This is a genomic window from Acerihabitans sp. (assembly GCF_036398755.1).
Taxonomy (GTDB): domain Bacteria; phylum Pseudomonadota; class Gammaproteobacteria; order Enterobacterales; family Enterobacteriaceae; genus Acerihabitans.
Map to the genome: position 1 here is coordinate 1 of NZ_DASWOM010000049.1, position 17,928 is coordinate 17,928.

15 protein-coding genes, 1 tRNA gene and 2 pseudogenes are annotated in these 17,928 nt (G+C 61.0%); 4 read left to right on the forward strand and 14 right to left on the reverse strand.

Annotated elements, in window-relative coordinates; all coding sequences use genetic code 11:
* Positions 1-57: 57 nt before the first annotated feature.
* A tRNA-Lys gene (locus VGC33_RS08535) sits at positions 58-133 on the forward strand.
* Positions 134-489: 356 nt separating this feature from the next.
* Positions 490-1,506, forward strand: coding sequence for an alpha/beta hydrolase (locus tag VGC33_RS08540; protein ID WP_349256811.1), 1,017 nt, complete (start codon positions 490-492; stop codon positions 1,504-1,506).
* An 80-nt stretch (positions 1,507-1,586) separates the two neighbouring features.
* On the opposite strand, the pseudogene VGC33_RS08545 reads toward VGC33_RS08540, so the two are convergent.
* Positions 1,587-2,366 (reverse strand): annotated as a pseudogene (locus tag VGC33_RS08545) (SDR family NAD(P)-dependent oxidoreductase).
* Here VGC33_RS08545 and VGC33_RS08550 point away from each other — a divergent pair.
* Both VGC33_RS08550 and VGC33_RS08555 read left to right on the forward strand, forming a co-directional pair.
* Positions 2,365-2,442, forward strand: a pseudogene (locus VGC33_RS08550) (LysR family transcriptional regulator); the annotation flags it as partial. The pseudogenes VGC33_RS08545 and VGC33_RS08550 overlap by 2 nt on opposite strands.
* A 60-nt stretch (positions 2,443-2,502) precedes the next feature.
* The gene (locus tag VGC33_RS08555; RefSeq protein ID WP_331120372.1) at positions 2,503-3,138 is read left to right on the forward strand and encodes a LysR substrate-binding domain-containing protein; all 636 of its coding nucleotides are present in this window, start codon (positions 2,503-2,505) and stop codon (positions 3,136-3,138) included.
* Here VGC33_RS08555 and VGC33_RS08560 read toward each other — a convergent pair.
* The 13 genes from VGC33_RS08560 to VGC33_RS08620 form a co-directional block, all read right to left on the reverse strand.
* The gene (locus tag VGC33_RS08560; RefSeq protein WP_331120329.1) at positions 3,039-4,559 is read right to left on the reverse strand and encodes a DHA2 family efflux MFS transporter permease subunit; all 1,521 of its coding nucleotides are present in this window, start codon (positions 4,557-4,559) and stop codon (positions 3,039-3,041) included. The genes VGC33_RS08555 and VGC33_RS08560 overlap by 100 nt on opposite strands.
* A 12-nt stretch (positions 4,560-4,571) precedes the next feature.
* Complete coding sequence (locus tag VGC33_RS08565; RefSeq protein WP_414636913.1) at positions 4,572-5,792, reverse strand: HlyD family secretion protein; 1,221 nt, start codon at positions 5,790-5,792, stop codon at positions 4,572-4,574.
* 10 nt (positions 5,793-5,802) lie between these two features.
* Entirely contained in the window at positions 5,803-7,266 is a 1,464-nt protein-coding gene (locus tag VGC33_RS08570) for an efflux transporter outer membrane subunit (protein WP_331120330.1), read from the reverse strand.
* Between the two features lie 15 nt (positions 7,267-7,281).
* Positions 7,282-7,728, reverse strand: coding sequence for a MarR family winged helix-turn-helix transcriptional regulator (locus VGC33_RS08575; protein WP_331120331.1), 447 nt, complete (start codon positions 7,726-7,728; stop codon positions 7,282-7,284).
* 225 nt (positions 7,729-7,953) lie between these two features.
* Positions 7,954-8,688 (reverse strand): 4'-phosphopantetheinyl transferase family protein, encoded by a 735-nt coding sequence (locus VGC33_RS08580; protein ID WP_331120332.1) that lies wholly within the window; start codon positions 8,686-8,688, stop codon positions 7,954-7,956.
* Positions 8,689-8,750: 62 nt separating this feature from the next.
* Positions 8,751-9,596 (reverse strand): ethanolamine ammonia-lyase subunit EutC, encoded by an 846-nt coding sequence (gene eutC / locus VGC33_RS08585; protein ID WP_331120333.1) that lies wholly within the window; start codon positions 9,594-9,596, stop codon positions 8,751-8,753.
* Positions 9,597-9,606: 10 nt separating this feature from the next.
* Positions 9,607-10,983: an ethanolamine ammonia-lyase subunit EutB gene (locus VGC33_RS08590; protein WP_331120334.1), complete on the reverse strand. Its 1,377-nt coding sequence runs from the start codon at positions 10,981-10,983 to the stop codon at positions 9,607-9,609.
* 13 nt (positions 10,984-10,996) lie between these two features.
* Positions 10,997-12,382 carry an ethanolamine permease gene (gene eat, locus VGC33_RS08595; protein ID WP_331120335.1) on the reverse strand — a complete coding sequence of 462 codons (1,386 nt, stop codon included), beginning with the start codon at positions 12,380-12,382 and terminating at the stop codon, positions 10,997-10,999.
* A 238-nt stretch (positions 12,383-12,620) separates the two neighbouring features.
* Positions 12,621-14,135 carry an ABC transporter substrate-binding protein gene (locus VGC33_RS08600; protein ID WP_331120336.1) on the reverse strand — a complete coding sequence of 505 codons (1,515 nt, stop codon included), beginning with the start codon at positions 14,133-14,135 and terminating at the stop codon, positions 12,621-12,623.
* Between the two features lie 12 nt (positions 14,136-14,147).
* Positions 14,148-15,158 carry an ABC transporter ATP-binding protein gene (locus tag VGC33_RS08605; RefSeq protein ID WP_331120337.1) on the reverse strand — a complete coding sequence of 337 codons (1,011 nt, stop codon included), beginning with the start codon at positions 15,156-15,158 and terminating at the stop codon, positions 14,148-14,150.
* Positions 15,152-16,147: an ABC transporter ATP-binding protein gene (locus VGC33_RS08610; protein WP_331120338.1), complete on the reverse strand. Its 996-nt coding sequence runs from the start codon at positions 16,145-16,147 to the stop codon at positions 15,152-15,154. Before VGC33_RS08610 ends, VGC33_RS08605 begins: the two co-directional genes overlap by 7 nt.
* Positions 16,144-16,989 (reverse strand): ABC transporter permease, encoded by an 846-nt coding sequence (locus VGC33_RS08615; RefSeq protein WP_331120339.1) that lies wholly within the window; start codon positions 16,987-16,989, stop codon positions 16,144-16,146. Before VGC33_RS08615 ends, VGC33_RS08610 begins: the two co-directional genes overlap by 4 nt.
* On the reverse strand, positions 16,986-17,924 hold the full coding sequence (locus VGC33_RS08620; RefSeq protein WP_331120340.1) for an ABC transporter permease: 939 nt from the start codon (positions 17,922-17,924) through the stop codon (positions 16,986-16,988). The genes VGC33_RS08615 and VGC33_RS08620 overlap by 4 nt, the downstream gene beginning before the upstream one ends.
* Positions 17,925-17,928: the final 4 nt, after the last annotated feature.

Consider the following 17,928-nt stretch of genomic DNA (forward strand, 5'->3'; position numbering starts at 1 on the left):
AAGGAGAGGGTCGGCGGTTCGATCCCGTCATCACCCACCATTTCTGATCTTTTAAGTGGGTCGTTAGCTCAGTTGGTAGAGCAGTTGACTTTTAATCAATTGGTCGCAGGTTCGAATCCTGCACGACCCACCACTTTCAAAAAAAACCTCTTTTCCAATGCCAGACTCCATTCAAAATAATCCCCCAATCATACGGCATACGAACCTGCGCAGGGTCGGATCGCGCGTTGTCCAAAAAAAAATATCAATTTCTAATTAAATAGCTTGCTATTTAATATCGAATTAACTAAATTACCCTCTATCCGCCGTCGCTGCATCCGGCGTACCCGCATAGCGAACAGTACGTCCCAGATGTGCTAAAGTTTGCTGGACGGAAATCTGGTTAATTAAATAGTGCGCTATATATTATCAAACTACTTAATTACCATCATGAGGTAACCGAACCATCGCCCCGGCGATAGTATTTTTAATGATGTAAGGAGAAACGCCATGAACACATTTTCCACCCTGTTTACCGCCTCGTTGTTGACCATGGGCATGAGCAGCGCTTTTGCCGCCCCCCAGGCCCCCGCCGCCGATCGCCAGGTGCAAGAGTTCCTTAACGTGCTCAACGGCTCGGGCGCCAAACCCATGGAACAGCTGTCGCCGCAAAACGCGCGCCAGGCATTGGCCAATGCCCAGGCCAACGCCACGCTGCCGCCGGCCGATGTGAGTGAAAAAACCATTAACGTCGATGGCAAGGATATTTCCCTGACCATTGTTAAACCAAACGGCGCCACCGGTACGCTGCCGGTGTTTATGTTCTTTCACGGCGGCGGCTGGATTCTGGGGGACTTCCCCACCCATGAACGTCTGGTCCGTGATTTAGTGGTGGAATCCGGCGCGGCGGCGGTATTTGTCAATTATACCCCTTCCCCCGAGGCGCATTATCCGGTCGCCATCAACCAGGCGTATGACGCCACCCGCTGGGTCGCGGAACATGGCGATGAAATCGGCGTCGACGGTTCACGCCTGGCCGTGGCCGGTAACAGCGTCGGCGGCAATATGGCGACGGTGGTGTCCTTGATGGCAAAAGAGAAAGGCGCGCCGAAAATCCGTTTTGAAGCCCTGTTGTGGCCGGTGACCAACGCTAATTTTGACACCGTATCCTATAAAACCTATGCCAACGGCCATTTCCTGACCCGTAATATGATGAAATGGTTCTGGGATGCCTATACCAAGGACGTCGGCCAGCGCAAGGATATACACGCTTCGCCGCTGATGGCCACCACGTCCCAGTTGAAAGGGCTGCCACCGACCCTGATCCAGACCGCCGAACTGGACGTGCTGCGCGACGAGGGCGAAGCCTACGGGCGTAAGCTGGATGCCGCCGGCGTCGACGTGACCGTCACCCGCTACAACGGCATGATCCATGACTTTGGCTTGCTGAACCCGTTAAGCCAGGTGCCGGCGGTGCGTTCTCAAATCCTGCAGGCCGCCACCGAGCTGAAAACCCATTTGCAATAACCGGCTGATTGATGACAACCAGGGAGCCTTGGCGCTTCCTGGGCACGCCTTTCGCCACCCCGGAGTTGGCAACCGGGTTTTCAACAGAATGTCCCCCGCATAAAAGCGATATACTCCTCCTCGGGCAATTCCCGCCGGGCATGGATAAACCCCCGGCTATCGTCGCCAATCAGATAACGCAAACGATCCGACCCGTCGGTTGCCGCCTGGTGGATGACCTTGGCCACATCCAGCGCACTGATGGTGCTGGCCGCGCCCATGGCGGCAAAGGCGCGCCGCGTCTTGTCGATAAATGGCGCGTAATCGGTTAATTTCCCCTCGTTGGCCCGGCCCTCGGCCTGGCGCACGCTAAAGCGGGTTTCCGTTACCCCGCCGTGCGGAATAACCAGTTTCACGCCGATATTCACGGCCGCAAGCTCATAGGCCAGCGCCTCGGTAAATCTCTCCAGGGCGAATTTACTGGCGCAGTACAGCGAAATCATCGGCAGGGTAAACACACCGGCGCCGGAGCTGAGATTGATAACCCTACCCTGTCCCCGCCGGCGAAAATGTGGCAATAGCGCCCGCGTTACCGCCATTACCCCGAAGACATTGACCGCGAACTGTTACTGGACTTGCGCCTCGCTGACCGCTTCAAACAGGCCGAACTGGCCGTAGCCGGCGTTATTGACCAGCACGTCGATAGCGCCAAAACGCGAGATGCCCGCCGCGATGGCGGTGGCGATGCTGGCCGCGTCCCCGACGTCCAGCCTGGTTATCAGCACATTATCCCGCCCCGCCAGGACCGCGCTCGGCTGTGGATGGCGCTGGGTTGCCACCACATTGTAGCCTTGATCGGCAAAATAACCGGCGGCGCTCAGCCATCGGGTGGCAACGCTGGAAAGCCAGCTTGGGGTACGTCTGTTTAACCGCACCACCCGCAGCGTTTCCTTGTCCCAGGCGGGCGAGCAATTGCTTGATCGGGTACGTCCCGCGCTCACTGAAATCGATGCGGCCATGGAGGGCGTCAACCAATTTCGCCTCACGCCTTCCAGGCGGCTGAGGCTCAATACCTCCGAGGCGGCGGCCAGGATGATCCTGCAACCCATGGTGCTGGAATATCTGCGGCGCTACCCCGATATGACGGTGGAAATCGTGGCCGACAGCCGGCTGGTGGATATCGTTGCCGACGGATTTGACGCCGGCATCCGGCTGGCGGAAAGCGTGCCGCTTGATATGATCGCCGTGCCGTGCTCTGCGCCGCTGCGTTTCCTGGTGGTGGGCGCGCCCGGGTATTTCGCCTTACATGGCCGTCCGGCGGAACCGGGCGAACTGGCGCGGCATCATTGTATCCGCAGCCTGCTTCCCAGCGGCGCGCCGTTGCACTGGCAATTTGAACGTCAGGGCGTAAAAAGGCTTATCAATGTGACCGGCGCGCTGACGCTGGACAATCCGCCCCTGATGATCGACGCCGCTTTGGCCGGCGCCGGTCTGGCCTGGGTAAATGAATCGGCGGCGCCGGGACGCCGCCATAACGCATGCGGGCAAGGGCGTCAGTGTCCCCCGCCGCCGCCCTGGGCGCTGAACGGCGGCTTCGCCAGGAAGATAACCAGGATCAGCGCAAAAAACATCCAGCCCAATAGGGTGAAATAGTCGACGGTGGACAGCATATAGGCCTGTCCTTCCACCAGTTTATCCAGCTGCGCCATGGTGGTCTGGCCGACCCCGCCCATCCTGGCGATATAGTCCTGGGTGTTGGCGCTGTAGGGCGTAATATTTTCCGTTAGCTGGGCGTGGTGGAAAATTTCCCGTCGTTGCCAAATCCAGGTGGTGAGCGAAGAGGCGAAGCTGCCGCCCAATACGCGCAGGAACGTGGCCAGTCCCGAACCGTCGGCAATCTCCCTTGGCGACAGGCTGGACAGCAGAATACTGGTGGTCGGCATAAAAAACAGCGCTACGCCGATACCCATAAAGCCCTGGATCATCGCGATGTGGTAATAATCCACCTGGGTATTAAAATCGGCGCGCATAAAGCAGCTGACGCCTATCACCAGGAAGGATCCGCCCGCCAGCAGCCTGAGATCGAACTTATGGGCGTAACGTCCCACCAGCGGCGACATAAAGACCGGCAGGATGCCAATCGGCGCCGCCGCCAGTCCCGCCCATACCGGCGTATAGCCCAATTGGGTTTGCAGCCACTGCGGCAGCAGCAGGTTGATGCCGAAAAAGCCCGAATACCCCAAGACCAGGGCCAGGGTGCCGAAGGAAAAGTTGCGATAGCGGAACAGCCGCAGGTTAACGATGGGGTGTTTATCGGTGAATTCCCAGATAACCAGCGCTATCAGCGCGATAGTGGCAATCAGCGCGCCGATGATGATAAAGTTGGATCCGAACCAGTCCAGATCGTTACCTTTATCCAGCACCACCTGCAGCAGCCCGACGCCCACCACCAGCAGGCCCAGGCCGATATAATCGATGGGCTGATGCTCCTGCTCCTCCGGGCGCCCCTTTAACTGGGCGAACACCAGCATGGCGGCGAATATCCCAATCGGCACGTTGATAAAAAAGATCCACGGCCAGGTGTAGTTATCGGTAATCCAGCCGCCCGCCAGCGGACCGACGATCGGCGCCACCACCGTCACCATGGCCAGCAGCGACAACGCCATCCCCCGTTTGGCCGGGGGATAGATCGACAGCAGCAGGGTCTGCGCCATGGGATACAGCGGACCGGCGAAGAATCCCTGCAAGGCGCGGAAAATCACCAGTTGCGTCATGCTTTGCGAAATGCCGCACAAAAACGAGGTGATGATAAACAGCAATACCGATGCCAGGAACAGTTTGGTCTGGCCGAAACGGCGCGACATCCAGCCGGTCAGCGGCAGCGCGATGGCGTTGGAAACCGCGAACGAGGTAATAACCCAGGTCCCCTGCTCCGAACTGACGCCCAGGTTGCCGGAAATGGTCGGCAACGCCACGTTGGCAATCGTGGTATCCAGCACCTGCATAAATGTCGCCAGCGACAGTCCGATGGTAGCCAGGACCAGGCTGGGCGGACGAAACGATTGTTCACTCATGGCGACTCCGCATCAATTTTTAACCTGGCCGGCGGCCATGGCCTGCTCGCCATTTTCATGAATAATGCGCGCCACCAGCTTATCGGCTTCCACCAGCTGATGGTCATAGACATCGGTGGCAAACCGCGGCTGCTGTTGAGGATTGACCGCCAGCACCGGTCCGTCCTGGTTATGCAGGTTTACCGTGACGTTGGTGGACAGGCCGATGCGCAGCGGGAACTTATCCAGATGGTCCGGTTCCAGGCGAATACGCACCGGTAAACGCTGGACAATCTTGATCCAGTTGCCGCTGGCGTTTTGCGCCGGCAACAGCGAGAAGGCGCTGCCGGTGCCGACGCCGAGGCTTTCCACCTTGCCGCGGTAGGTGATATCGCCGCCGTACAGGTCGGCGTCAATGTCCACCGGCTGGCCGATACGCATTTTGACCAGTTGGGTTTCCTTGAAATTGGCGTCGATCCAGATTTGATCCAGCGGCACGACCGCCATCAGGGCGCTGCCCGGCTGCACGCGGCTGCCGACCTGCACTGAACGCTTGGCCACATAACCGCTGACCGGCGCCACCATGGTGCTGCGCACGTTGTTAAGATAGGCCTGGCGCAGCTGGGCGGCGGCGGCCTTCACATCGGGATGGGAACTGATGGTGGTGTCGTCCACCAGGGCGAACGTCGTGCTTAACTGCTGCTGGGCCGAGGTCAGCGAGGTCTCCGCCGAGGTCAGCGCGTCGCGTGAATGCGACAGCTCTTCCTGGGATATCGCCCCGTCGCGCGCCAGATTAGCCCGGCGCTGGTAGTCGTCCCGGGCGCGCTGCAGCTGGATCTTGCTTGCCGCCACCATGGCCTTATAGTTATCCACGTTGCTGTATAAACCGCGAACCTGGCGCACCACCTTGGCCAGATTGGCCTCGGCGCTTTCCTGGCCGACGATGGTATCGCTGGGATCAAGACGCACCAATACCTGGCCTTGCCGGACAAAGTCGCCGTCATCGGCGGCGATGGCGGTAACCGTGCCCGACACCTGCGGCGTGATCTGCACCAGGTTGCCGGAGACATAGGCATCATCGGTGGATTCAAAAAACCGGCCGTGCAACCAATAATAGAGGCCGAAAGCAATAGCGGCCACAATAATTATCGCCAGTAAAATCAATAACATCAGTTTACGTTTGCCTGACTTCGCCGGCGGATTGACCGGCGCGGCGTTGTTATCTGTTTGAGCGTTAGTGGAATTCTCAGCCATAAAATAGTTCTCAGTGTGCTTGATTCATGGCCACGTTTTGCGCGGCATCGGAAGAAACGGAAGTATGAAAGCCGCCGCCCATGGCCTGCATCAGCAGGATGGCGGTATCGGTACGATCGGCATTCAACGCGGCCAGTTGGCGCTCGGCCTGGATAAGCTGTTGTTCTACGCTCAGGGCGTCAAGGTAGTTGCCGACGCCCGCGCTGTAGCGCTGCATGGCGTTACCCCATGAATCATTGGCGATATCGCGCGCGCGCATCTGCTGCTGGATTTGAATATCCAGGGAATCCAGACGGGTTATGGCGTCGCCGATGTCTCCCAGCGCCGACACCAGCGCCTGGTTGTATTGCGCCACCGCCAGATCGTAATCGGCATTGCTGCCGGCCAGATCGGCGCGGCGGCGGCCGCCGTCAAAGATGGGCAGCGACAGGGCCGGTCCAATGCTGAAATAGCGCTCCGGCGCGCCAAAGAACGCGTCGCCCACCAGCGATTTGCTGCCGGCGGCGGCGGTCAGGTTAATATTGGGATAAAAGGCGGTACGGCTGACCTTGATATCCTTGGTCGCCGCCTCCACCCGCCAGCGCGCGGCCACCAGATCCGGGCGGCGACCGAGCAGCTGGGCCGGAAGCGTCGGCGGCAGGCTGACGGCGGAGGGCGCAATCAGCTTGGGCCGAGGCAACCCGGCGGCGCGATCCGGCCCTTGTCCCAGCAGGACCGCCAGCCGGATGCCGGCGGCGCGCACCTGCTGCTGGCTATCGGTCAGGCTGGCTTCGGCCGAGGCCTCCAGGCTTTCGGTCTGCTGATACTGGAATTTACTGTCCAGCCCGGCGTTAAGACGCTTGGAGGCCAGATCCAGCATGGTGCGCGTGCGTTCCAGGTCTTTTTGCGCCAGATCGTGCATCGCCCAGGCCTGGCCCAACGTGTTGTAGGCGCGCGCCACATCCGCGGATAACGTCAGCCTGGCGGCCTGGCGATCCACGTCGGCGGCGTTGGCCCGGCCGACCGCGGCTTCCCAGGCGGCGCGCTGCCCGCCCCATAAATCGAAGCTATAGTCGAAGTTCACCGACAGCGTGCGCAGCGTGGCATATCTTTTGCCTTGCCCGGTGGGATCGTCCACCGCGGACATCCGTTCACGCGAGATGCCGGCGTTGGCGTCGAGAGTCGGCATACGGTCGGCCTCGGCCGCCAGGACCGTGGCGCTGGCCTGGCGCGCGCGCGCGTCCGCCACCTGCAGGTCGGGGCTGGAGCGCAAGGCTTGCTGGATAAGCAGGTTAAGCTGCGGGTCGCCAAGGCTGTTCCACCAGTCGGAGGCCGGCCAGCCGGCGCTGGACAGGGTATTGGCCTTTAGGGTGTTCTCGCTGTGCAGGCTTGCGACATCAAGCGTCCGGCCTTCGGTATGTAAACCATTCGGCAGGGCGCACCCCGCCAGGATCAGCGAGCAGAGCAACGGTAATAAACGAATGCGCAACGGCATGGTAAAATGTACTCCTTAAATACCGGCAGGGATGACCAGCTTTTTCAGCAGGCGATCGAGTTCATTGAGTTCGGAGGGAGTCAGGGGCGCCAGTAATTCATTAAATGACTTGAGCGCTATCAGCGGGATCTGCCGGCAGAAGTCATGCCCTTGCTCGGTCAGCGCCAGATGGAACTGACGCCGATCGGTGGTGCTGCGTACCCGCATGATCATTTTCTTGTTTTGCAGCCGGTCGAGCATGCGCGACATGGCGCCGCTGTCCAGGCTGATGCAGCGACAGAGATCCGCCGACGTGGTTAAACCGTCCCGGTTCATCATCAACATGACTTTAAACTGGGCGGCGGTAATCTCGTAAGGCGCAAGGTAAAGTTCCAGGATGCGATCCTTGCACAGGTTCAACCGGTGGATTTGCCGTCCCCAGGCATAGACCTCATCAATATCGTCAGTGGAAAAATGGTCCATGATAATCTTTGCCTAGGCAGCTATTAGGCGGGCGACTATACTGCGGCTAAAGTACGTAAACAACAGTCAACTTTGTAACCAGATGTTTACACATGGAGAAATCAGCCGGCGTAAGCCTTGCGGCATGGACGCAAGCGCACTTTTTGGTAATATTGCCGGTTATCCGCCGGGTAAACCGGGCCGCGCCCGCGCCGGCCGAAATCCATTCCCGGCGCGCATGGCCACCTAGTCGTTACCAATGGCCAGTACCGTCAGCACATCATAGTCAGTGACGGCATAACCGCATTCAAACAGCATGCCCACCGGCAGATCGGGCGTCAGTTCCACCACCAGCTCCAGGGTGATGCGGTTGCCGGCTAAGCGCACCACGCGCGCGTCCAGAAAATCGAAATAACGCCTGACCGAAGGATACAGCGCCTTGAACAGGCTTTCCTTGGCGGAAAACGCCAGCGTCAGGGCGACGGTGAAAGGCAGCGGGAGGGTGGCGAAATACTCATGTTCCCAGGCGCTGATGATACCGGGCCACAGCTCCAGCGTGCGCGGACCGTTAATCAGGGTTTCGATATCGATGCCCAGCCCGGATAACCGGCGATCGGGACGCCGCCAGCCTATACCGACGGCCAGGGTGGCGTGATGGGTCAGCGCGCCCTGCACGTCGTCCGGCCAGCCCGGCGCCCGGTCTTCGCCGGCCAGCAAATCGAAATGCGGATAACCCACATCCTGTAATACCCGTCCGGCGACGATGCGCCCCGCCAGGTACTCCCCGCGCCGTTTTACCGCGGCGCCGGCGATTGACGGCGGCAGCCTGACGCCCTGGGCGGCAAAATCCTCATTCCGGTATAGGGCAATGTCGAAGCGGCAGGACCAGGCCCGCGCCGGCGCAATCAGGGTCAGCAGATCGGCGGGGCCGAACGGTAGCCCTTGGTCCACGGATAAAATACAGGAAACGGGGTCGCTCATATCGTGAAGGTATCCTTATCGGGCCAAACGCTCTGGAAACCGGCGCTGTCCGCTAAGTATAATCATATTTCGCCGCCCAGGCGTTCAGCCTGTTTAAACAATGGCTTAACCAGACCGTATAACGCCGGATTGTCGCTTTCGTCCTTCAGTTCGATGCCCGATAACCTCCGCTGTCCGGCATGCTCCAGCAGCCATGCCAGTTTAAAGGCCGCCTGGGGATAATCCAGCCCTTCGGGGCGGATATTGGAGATACAGTTGCGCTCCGACTCCAGGCGTCGGGTATGGGGCTCCCAGGTAAAATAGATGCCCAAGCTGTCCGGCGAGGATAAACCGGGCCTCTCGCCTATCAGGATAGCCACCGCCCGCGCCCGCAGGCACGCGCCGATATCATCCCCCAGGGCCACCCGCGACTGGTGGGCCAGCACCACCGGCGCCAATTTCAGCCCCAGCAGCGACAGGTAGGGGAGCAACGCCCGGATAAACGGCACCGCCTGGCGATGCACCGCCTTTGAGGACAGGCCGTCGCCGATCACCAGCAGGATATCGGCCTGCTTGTCCGGATAGGCGTTGAGCATGCGCCGGCTATCGTCGCCGAGACGGCGGCCCAGGTCCGGCCGGCAGAGATAGGTTTCCCGGTTTTGCGCCCGGCTTTGCACCCTGAGCGTGGTCATGCCGTCCGCTTCCAGTTGCTGCGCCAGCGATTCGCTGTCAAAGGGAAGATGCACCGCGTCGCGCGCCTGGGCGTGCGCCAGGCCGAATTTCAGCAGTTCACGGGTCGGCAGGCTGGAGCCGGCGCGGCCAAGGGCAATGCGCGCCGCGGTAAATTCCCGCAGGCTTTCCCAAGGGTTGGCATGAACGCTACTGCCTACCGGATATTTGCCGGCCGGGGGCTGAACAGGTTTACTCATGGCTCGATACTCATGTGGAAAAATGTTGCAGCAGAGGATGCTGGCCGGTGGTGTCGCGCAGCATGCCGTCGGCGTTGATAATCTGCATGCGCTGGAGCCAGGCGGAAAATTCCGGCGCATGCTTTAGCCCGAACAGCTCTCGCACATACAAGGCGTCATGGAACGAGGTGCTCTGGTAATTCAGCATGATATCGTCGGCGCCGGGCACGCCCATCATAAAGGTCAATCCGGCGGCGGCCAGCAGGGTCAACAGTGTATCCATGTCGTCCTGATCGGCCTCGGCGTGATTGGTATAGCAGACATCGCACCCCAACGGCACCCCCAACAGCTTGCCGCAAAAATGATCTTCCAGCCCGGCGCGGATGATCTGTTTGCCGTCGTACAGGTATTCCGGTCCGATAAAGCCCACCACGGTATTGATAAGCAAGGGTTTAAAGTGACGCGCGATGGCATAGGCGCGGGCCTCGCAGGTTTGCTGGTCTACCCCATGATGAGCGTCGGCCGACAGACAACTGCCCTGCCCGGTTTCAAAATACATCAGGTTATCACCCAGCGTGCCGCGTTTAAGGCTTAGCGCCGCCTGCCGGGCTTCATCAAGCAGCGCGAGGTTGATGCCGAAGCCGGCGTTGGCCGCCTCGGTGCCGGCGATGGACTGGAATACCAGATCCACCGGCGCGCCGCGCTCAATCAGCTTGATGGTATTGGTGACATGGGTCAGCACGCAGGATTGGGTGGGAATCTCAAAGCTTGCTATCACATCGTCCAGCATATAGTTAAGCTTTTCCAGCAGCGGCAGGCTGTCGCTGGCGGGATTGATGCCGATTACCGCGTCGCCGCTGCCGTACAGCAAACCGTCCAGCATGCTGGCGGCGATGCCTTTAAGGTCGTCGGTGGGATGGTTGGGCTGCAAACGCACGCTCAGATGGCCGGGCAGGCCGATGGTATTGCGAAAGCGGGTAATGACCCGGCATTTCTTCGCCACCAGGATCAGGTCCTGGTTGCGCATGATTTTACTGACCGCCGCGGCCATTTCCGGCATGATGCCCGGCGCGACCTGTGTGAGCCGGGCGCTGTCGGTACGCTCGGACAGCAGCCAGTCGCGAAAATCCCCCACCGTCAGATGTGCTACCGGCGCAAAGGCCGCCGCGTCGTGGCCGTCGATAATCAGCCTCGTCACCTCATCCTCTTCGTAGGGGATGAGCGGCTGCTGCAAAAACGCCTTGAGCGGCAGATCCGCCAGGGCCATGCGCGCCGCCATGCGCTCTTCCGCGCTGCCGGCCGCCACCCCGGCCAGGTAATCACCGGAGCGCGCGGGCGACGCCTTGGCCATCAGCTCGCGCAAATCGGCAAAGCGGTAATTTCGATCACTTAACGTGGCGTGAAACATTCACCCTCCGGGATCAGTCCGTTAGCGTCAGCTGCGGATCCGGCGCCGCCGCGTCGCGGGCATAACGCGTCAGGCGGAAATAGGCATAGCCCAGCAACATCATGACGGCGAAGATCATAAACAGCATTTGGTTGTAATAAATCATCGCCACCAGGCAAATCACCGCCATCACCAGCGCCAGCGCCGGGGCAAACGGATAGAGCGGCGCGCGGAACGGGCGGATAAGCTTCGGTTCCAGGCGGCGCAGTTTAAACAGCGACGCCATGGAGATGATATACATTACAATAGCACCGAATACCGACATGGTGACGATGTTGGCGGTTAATGGCTGGCCGCCGATGATAATCAGGGAATCGGAGAAAATCGCCGCGATGCCCACGGCCCCGCCGGCAATAATCGCCAGATGCGGCGTGCGGAAGCGGCGGTTCACCCTGGCGAGGGGGCTCGGCAGGTAACCGGCGCGCGCCAGCGCGAAAATCTGCCGCGAATAGCCCATGATAATGCCGTGGAACGAGGCAATCAGTCCGAACAGCCCCAGCCAGACCAGCATATGCAGCCAGCCGCTGTTGCCGCCGACGATGATTTTCATCGCCTGCGGCAGCGGGTCGTTGATATTGGCAAGTTTAGTCCAGTCGCCCACCCCGCCGGCGAACACCATCACGCCGAGCGCCAGTACCGTCAGGGTCAGGATGCCGCCGATAAAGGCGCGGGGAATGGTGCGTTGCGGATCCTTGGCTTCCTCCGCCGCCATGGATGCGCCCTCGATGGCCAGGAAAAACCAGATGGCGAACGGGATGGCGGCAAAAATGCCGGAAAACGCGCCGACGCTGAAATGTTCCGCGCCGGACCAGCCGCCGCGGGTAAAGTTGTCCAGTTCAAAACCCGGCGCCACCACCCCCATGAACACCAGCAGTTCAAATATCGCCAGCAGGGTGACCAGCAGTTCGAAAGTAGCGGCGATGCTGACGCCGAGGATATTGAGCGTCATGAATACCAGATAGGCCGCCAGGGCCACCCAGCGCGGCTCCAGCGCCGGGAACTGGACGTTAAGATAGGCGCCGATGGCCATGGCGATCGCCGGCGGGGCAAAGACAAACTCCACCAGGGTGGCGAAACCGGCGATAAAACCGCCGGTGGGACCAAACGCGCGATGGGCATAGGCAAAGGGACCGCCCGCATGGGGTATGGAGGTGGTCAGCTCGGTAAAACTGAAGATGAAGGCGCAGTACATGGCCGCCACCGCCACCGCCGTCACCAGAAAGCCTAGCGTGCCCGCCTGTGCCCAGCCATAGCTCCAGCCGAAATACTCGCCGGAAATCACCAGTCCCACGGCGATTCCCCACAAATGGAAGCTCCCCAACGTACGTTTCAATACCGGTGCCACTTTAGTATTTTGCATGACGGTGCCCTATGCGGTGTAAGTATTTGTAAAGGTGCAAAGGTCATACCACATCGGCAGGTCGGGATAAAAAGCCGCTATGCTGCTGATTAAGCGGGCAATGTGGAACAGGAAGCCGCGGTCGGGACCGGACATCTACCGCGGGGCGTCACTTTTTGGTGCAAGCGCTTACGCGTTGACCTGCCGCTGACGCCTGCCGGTGCAGGGGGCGCGCCGGCGCGGGCCCCCTGCCCTTCGGCTAGAGCTTATCGGTATCCTCAAGGGCGAAACGTCCCAGCGGATTTTGATAGAAGCCCTTGATATTCTTACGGCTGACGTTGCGATAGGGACTGTAATATAAATCGATCCAGTTCACGTCCGCCTTGGCCATTTTTTGCAGGTCGATATACATCTGCTGGCGTTTGCCGACGTTCATTTCCACGCGCGCGGCGGCCACCAGATCCTTGACCTTATCGTTATGATAACGGGTCATATAGTTCATGTTGGCGTCATGGCCCAGTACGAAGGTGGTTTTCTGATCCGGGTCGAGAATATCGTTGGTCCAGTACATCACCGAAATATCATATTCGCCCGCCACCAGCATATCCCAGCTCTGGCTCGGGTCGACCTTTTGCAGGTTAACCGTCACCCCGGCCTTGGCCAGCTGCTGTTGCAGCAATATGGCGATCTGCTCATCCACCTCATCGCCGGCGTTGACCACATAATTCAATTTCAGGTCCGACGCGCCGGCGGCCTTCAGCATCTCTTTGGCTTTCACGGGATCGTACGGACGCTGTAGATTATCCGCATAATGGAACAGCGCGCCCTCGGGAATATACGAGTTGGCTATATGACCGAAACCGAAGGTGACGGTGTCGACAATGGCCTTTTTATCGATGGCGAAATCCAGCGCCTGGCGCACCTCGACCTTGGCCAACGCGCCGTGTTCGTGGTTAATCAGCAGATGATCCTCGCGGGTGGAACGATCCAGATGGACGTCCAGGTTAGGGTCTTTCTGCAACGCGCTGATACGCGAGAACGGCACCGACAGCGCGGCGTCCAGCTCTCCCGCCTGCACTTTCAGCATGCGCGTATTGTCGTCCGGCAGCGTCAGCCATTCCACGCCGTCCAGCTTGACGCGATCCGCCTGCCAGTAAAAGGGGTTTTTTACCAGCACCACCTTCTCGCCACGGGTCCAGGACTTGACGCTAAACGCGCCCGACCCCACCGGTTTTTCGGCAAACGCCTCTTCGCCCATGGCTTTCACCACTTTTTCCGGCAACACCGATACGTTGGGCAACGCCAGTTGCGACAGGAACGGCGCCGACGGCGTTTTCAGCGTCACCACCAGGGTATGGGGGTCGGTGGCTTCGGCTTTAGCGATAACGCTATAAGAGTCGCGCCATAGGGATCCCTCGTTATCGCGGATGCGCAGCAGGCTGAACACCGCATCCTGGGCGGTCACCGGCGATCCGTCGGAAAATTTGGCGTCGCGCATCTTAAAGGTATAGACCTTGCCGTCGGGAGAAATTTCCCAGCTTTCCGCCAGCCCCGGCTCCAGCCGGGTGCCGTTTTTATCCACCCGCACCAGCACGTCGAAGACATTGGAAAAGACCCAGTTATCGGCGTTTTGCGCCGACTTGATCGGGTCGAAGGTGGTGGAATCCTCGCGCCGGCCGATGCTTAATACCCCGGCGGCTTCGGCGATTTGGCCGGCGGCGCTGAGCGCCAGAAAGACCGCGGCGGCGACAACGTTAAAATGCTTAGGCTTCATGGTTAACATACCTCATTGAAAAGGAAGGTCGGCTTCGCCGGTATTTCTGTCGAGCACACAGGCAAAAGCATGGTCGGCAACATGCCGGGTATCAGGGGTGGAACCGGTACGGCAAGAGGGTCGGGCATAACGGCAGCGGGGATGAAAAGCGCACCCCGGCGCAATGGCAATCGGGCTGGGCGGTTCGCCGGCCAGCGGCTCGGCGGGCAGCGGCAGGTCGGGATTGATTTGCGGGATCGCCGCCATAAGCGAGGCGGTATAGGGATGGCGCGGCAGGCGGAACACCGATTCCACCGGACCTTCCTCGACAATGCGCCCCAGGTACATTACCGCGACCCGATCGCACAGGCGGCGGACAATGGCCAAATCGTGGGCGATAAACAGTATCGCCAGCCCCATGCGCTCACGCAGATCCATCAGCAGGTTGATAATCTGTCCCTGTATGGAAACATCCAGCGCGGCCACGCATTCATCCGCCACCATCAGCCGCGGCTCCAGCGCCAGCGCGCGGGCGATGCCGGCCCGCTGGCACTGCCCGCCGCTCAGGGCGCCCGGCCGCTTATCCGCCTGCGCCGGGCGCAACCCCACCAGCGTGAGCAACTCGGCCACCCGGGCCGCTATCGCCGCCGGCGGCACTTTGCGATGCACGCGCAGTACTTCGGCGATGGCGGCGCCGATGGTCTGGCGGGGATTGAGCGATGAAAACGGGTCCTGGAAAATCATCGCCGTTTGCCGGCGCAGGCGGGCGATATCGCTCGACAGGCCATGGGTCACGTCGCGGCCGTCAAAACGTACGCTGCCGCCGGTGCTTTTCTCCAATTGCAGGATGGCGCGGCCGAGGGTGCTTTTACCGCTGCCGGACTCGCCCACCAGTCCCAGGGTTTCGCCGGGGTGGATACGCAGCGATACGCCATTCACCGCCTGGACCCGCGGCCGGTTCCAACGCAGCGGGTTGCCGCCCGACAAGGGAAAAGACACCCGCAGTTCATCGACTTCCAGCAATGGATAAGCCTTGGTCACCATGGTCCCTCCCGGTGGGATAACGCGTGAAATGGATAAAAACAGGCCGCGCCGTGGGCGTTATCATCTTGTGCGGTCAACAGGGCGGGCTGCCGCTCGGGGCATGCCTGCCCGGCGCGCGCGCAACGCGGATGGAACCGGCACCCCGGGGCAAAACCATCCGCCGACGGCGGCTGGCCCGCGATGGTCTTCAGCGGGCCGTTGCCGCCGTCGCCCGCCGGCTGGCAATCGATTAAACCCTGGGTATAGGGATGCAGCGGCCGCGCCAATACCTGGCGTTTATCGCCGACCTCACACAGCCTGCCGGCATACATCACCGCGATACGGTCGCAGGTTTGCGCCACCACGCCCAGATCGTGGGTGATCATAACGATGGCCAGTCCCAGGCGGTCGCGCAGATCCATTAACAAGCGCAGGATCTGCACCTGCACCGTCACGTCCAGCGCGGTGGTCGGCTCGTCGGCAATCAGGATCCTGGGTTCGCAGGCCAGCGCCACGGCGATCATCGCCCGCTGGCGCATGCCGCCGGAAAACTCGTGCGGGTAATGGTCCACCCGCCGTTCGGGGTCGGGAATACCCACCTGGCGCAGCAGGTGGACTGCCGCCGCGCGCGCTTCCCGCCGCCCGTCGCCGAAATGGGCGCGGCGGCTTTCGGCTATCTGGCCGCCGACGGTCATCACCGGGTTAAGATGGCTGGCGGGATTCTGGAAAATCATGCCCAACCGATGGCCGCGCACCCGCGTCATCTGCCGTGGGTCAAGGGTCATGATATTGGTCTCGCCCAGCCATGCTTCGCCGCCGGCCAGGGTTAATCCTTCCCCGGGCAACAGCCGCATCAGCGCCCGGCAGGTCACGGTTTTGCCCGAACCGCTTTCGCCCACCAGTCCGAGCATTTCCCCCGCCGCCAGGCTAAAGGAAACATCATCCACCAGGGCGATGCCCTGGCGATTGTTGACGGTCAGGTGGCTGACCCGCAGCACCGGCGCGCTCATGGCCGCTCCCCCAGCGTATCGCCCAGGCCGTCGGCCAGCAGGCTAAAGCCCATCGCCAGCAGCACGATGGCCAGCCCCGGGAAAGCGGTTATCCACCAGGCGCTGGTGATAAAACTCTGCCCTTCGGCGATCATCACCCCCCACTCCGCCACCGGCGGCTGCACGCCAAGGCCGAGATAACTCACCGCCGCGCCGTTTAGCAGCACCAGCACGCAGTCCGACATGGCGAACACGATGGAACCGGTCAGGGCGTTGGGCAACAAATGGGCGAACAGGATGCGTCGGTGGCCAAAGCCCAGGCTGCGCGCCGCCAGCATAAAGTCGCTGTGCTTGAGGATCAGTACCTGGGAACGCACCAGACGGGCGTAGGATACCCAGCCCACCAGCGCCATGGCGATATAAAAGCTGCCCAGCCCCGGTCCGATAATGGCGATGATCGACAGCATCAGCACCAGGAATGGAAACGCCAGCACGATATCGATACAGCGCATGATAAGCGCGTCGACGGGACCGCCGAGATAGCCGGACAGCGCCCCGACGATAGTGCCGATGACAAACGGAAACACCACGCCCATAAGGCAGATCTGCAAATCGACGCGCGCGCCCCAGATGATTCTGGCGAAGATATCGCGGCCAAAGTTATCGGTGCCGAACAGATGCGGCAGGCCAGGAGCCAGCAGGCGCGCATCCGCGTCCTGGTAAAGCGGATCGAAGAACGCGATCCAGGGGGCGAGCGCCGCCAGCGAAAACCAGATGAGCAGGATAACCATCCCGGCGCGCAGCGCCGCGCGCCGCGGTAGCCAGCGCAGGGTAAATCGGCGCGCGGACTGGGCGGACATCATAATGTGACCCTCGGGTCCAGGGCCACCGTCAGCAGATCGGCCAGCAGGTTGACCACAACCGTCGCCAGGGCGAACACCATCACCACGCCCTGCACCACCATATAGTCGCGGCTGAATATCGCCTTGACCAACAACTGCCCCATGCCGGGAATGGCAAAGACGCTTTCTATCACCACCGTGCTGCCGATAAGCCAGCCGATATTCACCGCCAGCAAATTCACCGTCGGCACCAGCGAGTTGGGCATGACATGGCGCCAGAAAATACGGCCCTCCTCCTGGCCGCGCGCCCTGGCGGCGGTCACGTAATCCGCCTTCAGTTCCGCCAGCAGGCTGGCGCGCAGGTTGCGGGTCAGCACCGCCGACAGCGCCAGCGCCACCGTCAGGCAGGGCAGCACCAGATGATGCAGCCTTTCGCTCCACCCGTCGCCATAGCCGGAGACGGGAAACCAGCCCAGGGTGACGCTGAACAGCAGGATCATCATGATGCCCAGCCAGAACGCCGGGAAACCCAGTCCGGCGGTGGAAAGCAGCCGGATAACCATATCGACGGCGCCTCCCCGCATGCGCGCGGCGGCGGCGGCCAGCGGCACGGTGAGCAGCAGCGCCAGCAGCACGCTGCCCGCCACCAGGCACAGCGTGGGTTCGATGCGGGTCATGATAAGTTTCAGGGTATCGATGCGATACACGATGGAGCGGCCCAGCTCGCCGTGCAGCAGGTTGTTGAGAAAATAGCCGTATTGTACCCACAGCGGTTGGTCCAGCGCGTACTGGGCGCGAATGCGCGCAATCGCCGCCGGGGTGCTGCGCACGCCCAGCAGGATGCGGGCCGGATCGCCCGGAATGGCGCGCACCAGCATAAAGGTGATGATGCTGATGCCCAGCAGTACCGGCACCAGTTGCAGCGGACGAAACAGCACGAAACGATAGCGATGCATGGTC

Coding starts and splice junctions, on each gene's coding strand:
- VGC33_RS08560 (WP_331120329.1), bottom strand. CDS start 4,559: ATGAGTGAACAATCGTTTCGTCCGCCCAGCCTGGTCCTGGCTACCATC.
- VGC33_RS08605 (WP_331120337.1), bottom strand. CDS start 15,158: ATGGTGACCAAGGCTTATCCATTGCTGGAAGTCGATGAACTGCGGGTG.
- VGC33_RS08565 (WP_414636913.1), bottom strand. CDS start 5,792: ATGGCTGAGAATTCCACTAACGCTCAAACAGATAACAACGCCGCGCCG.
- VGC33_RS08575 (WP_331120331.1), bottom strand. CDS start 7,728: ATGGACCATTTTTCCACTGACGATATTGATGAGGTCTATGCCTGGGGA.
- VGC33_RS08580 (WP_331120332.1), bottom strand. CDS start 8,688: ATGAGCGACCCCGTTTCCTGTATTTTATCCGTGGACCAAGGGCTACCG.
- VGC33_RS08600 (WP_331120336.1), bottom strand. CDS start 14,135: ATGAAGCCTAAGCATTTTAACGTTGTCGCCGCCGCGGTCTTTCTGGCG.
- VGC33_RS08555 (WP_331120372.1), top strand. CDS start 2,503: ATGGAGGGCGTCAACCAATTTCGCCTCACGCCTTCCAGGCGGCTGAGG.
- eat (WP_331120335.1), bottom strand. CDS start 12,382: ATGCAAAATACTAAAGTGGCACCGGTATTGAAACGTACGTTGGGGAGC.
- eutC (WP_331120333.1), bottom strand. CDS start 9,596: ATGAGTAAACCTGTTCAGCCCCCGGCCGGCAAATATCCGGTAGGCAGT.
- VGC33_RS08610 (WP_331120338.1), bottom strand. CDS start 16,147: ATGAGCGCGCCGGTGCTGCGGGTCAGCCACCTGACCGTCAACAATCGC.
- VGC33_RS08615 (WP_331120339.1), bottom strand. CDS start 16,989: ATGATGTCCGCCCAGTCCGCGCGCCGATTTACCCTGCGCTGGCTACCG.
- VGC33_RS08590 (WP_331120334.1), bottom strand. CDS start 10,983: ATGTTTCACGCCACGTTAAGTGATCGAAATTACCGCTTTGCCGATTTG.
- VGC33_RS08540 (WP_349256811.1), top strand. CDS start 490: ATGAACACATTTTCCACCCTGTTTACCGCCTCGTTGTTGACCATGGGC.
- VGC33_RS08620 (WP_331120340.1), bottom strand. CDS start 17,924: ATGCATCGCTATCGTTTCGTGCTGTTTCGTCCGCTGCAACTGGTGCCG.
- VGC33_RS08570 (WP_331120330.1), bottom strand. CDS start 7,266: ATGCCGTTGCGCATTCGTTTATTACCGTTGCTCTGCTCGCTGATCCTG.